The 1,734-nt window shown below is 66.3% G+C and carries 2 protein-coding genes; one reads left to right on the forward strand and one right to left on the reverse strand.

All coding sequences use genetic code 11. The annotated features are described in order from the left end of the window. The first annotated feature begins 146 nt into the window (after window positions 1-146). Window positions 147-979, forward strand: a protein-coding gene (locus ACZ7IB_RS49190; protein ID WP_470921892.1) for an IS5 family transposase whose coding sequence is annotated in 2 segments (ribosomal slippage) — window positions 147-507 and window positions 507-979 — 834 coding nt in all. Because the reading frame shifts where the segments join, the coding sequence is not laid out codon by codon here. A 64-nt stretch (window positions 980-1,043) separates the two neighbouring features. Here the strand turns inward: ACZ7IB_RS49190 and ACZ7IB_RS49195 are convergent. Continuing rightward, window positions 1,044-1,448, reverse strand: a complete 405-nt coding sequence (locus ACZ7IB_RS49195) for a nuclear transport factor 2 family protein (RefSeq protein WP_470921894.1) — start codon at window positions 1,446-1,448, stop codon at window positions 1,044-1,046. Between the last annotated feature and the right edge of the window lie 286 nt (window positions 1,449-1,734).

Consider the following 1,734-nt stretch of genomic DNA (forward strand, 5'->3'; position numbering starts at 1 on the left):
CCCATCATGCACACGACATGAAGCGAGGACGGAACCGACCCATCACCCACGAAAGAGCGACACCACATCATCAGGAACGGGACTTAACGCCCTCTAAGAACTCCTAACGAAATGATCTTCAAGGTGGTTGGATCACTCTGGGACTGATGATCCGGGGGTGCTGGGTGGCTCGGCCGAAGCCGTGGGAAATCGACGACGAGCTCTGGGCAGTGATTGAGCCGCTGCTGCCCAAGGTCGAACGTCGGATGCGGCACGCCGGCCGCAAGCGGCATCCAGACCGTTTGGTGTTCCAGGGCATCCTGTTCGTCCTGCACACCGGGATCGCCTGGGAACACCTGCCGCAAGAACTCGGCTTCGGCTCGGGCATGACCTGCTGGCGCCGCCTGGCCGAATGGACCGAAGCCCATGTCTGGCGCCGGCTGCACGAGGTCCTCCTCGCCAAGCTCCGCAATGCGAACGCCTTGGACTTCTCCCGAGCTGCCGTCGACGGCTCCCACATCCGCGCGCTAAAGGGGGCCCCGAGACCGGACGAAGCCCCGTCGACCGGGGCAGGACGGGCAGCAAACACCACCTGATCACCGACGCCACCGGTATCCCGCTCGCCGTCACCCTGACCGGGGGCAATCGCAACGACGTCACTCAGCTCATCCCGCTCCTCCAAGCCGTGCCGCCCGTGCGTGGCAAGCGCGGTCGGCCCAGGCGTCGCCCGGACGTGGTGCTGGGTGACCGCGGCTACGACCACGACAAGTACCGCCGGCTGGTTTGGGACCTCGGCGTGAAGCCGCTGATCGCCCGGCGCGGCACCGAGCGCGGTTCCGGACTCGGCACTCAACGCTGGGTCGTGGAGCGTACGTTCGCCCATCTGCACTGGTTCCGTCGCCTGCGGATCCGCTGGGAGATCCGCGACGACACCCATGAAGCCTTCCTCACCCTCGCATGCGCGCTCATCTGCTGGAGGCGCTTGAAGCCCTCGCAATAGGAGTTCTTGGAACTTCAACAAAGTGACAGGCTCGTCACCCGGCTGACCCGAGCAAGCCCAAGAATCAGGCTCCGGCGATGGTCCGGCCCGGCATCGGCTCCGCGAGCGCGGCCCGCCAGGCCGGCACGCCGAAGGGGTCAGCGAAGTACTGCGTCTCGTGCACCACGTGCTGGTCAGCGAATTCCATGATGCTCACCGAGTACGAAGGCATACCGTCGTAGGTGATGAGGCATTCACTCACCCACAGATTCGCATGGCCGGTGATTCGCTGGACGGCGAAGTGCCGGTCGGCCGGGTGCCCGCCGCGTTGCGCCGAGATCGCCGCTCGGCCCCGGAACCTCTCGCCTGACTGCGGGTAGTCCAGGATCGCGTCCGTGGCGTAGATGGCGTGCTCGGCTTCGGTGTCCCCGCGTTCCGAGGCCCGCCAATGCTCCTCGACCGCAGCCCTGGTCCGGGAGTCAGCATCCATGGCACCGCCCTTCCGTAGCGGTGACAGCCTAGGCGCTCCGGGCCACAGCCGCCCCGGGGCCAGCCGGGCCTGGGCAGCCAGGTCCTCCCTTTGGCCGGATCGGAGGGCGGCAGCCGTCCACCGTGGCAACTGCGTCGAATGACCGCCACCCGGCTCACCCCATCTTCGAGCCATTCCGTTAGGAGTTCTAATACTCCAGCCGGACTTCTTCATTCGTGCTGGTCAACGGCTTGGGCGTGGAGAGTGTAGCGGGCTGGAATGGGGGTGGGACGGTCTTTGCCGGGTC

The sequence above is a fragment of the Streptomyces sp. NPDC037301 genome (assembly GCF_055602785.1).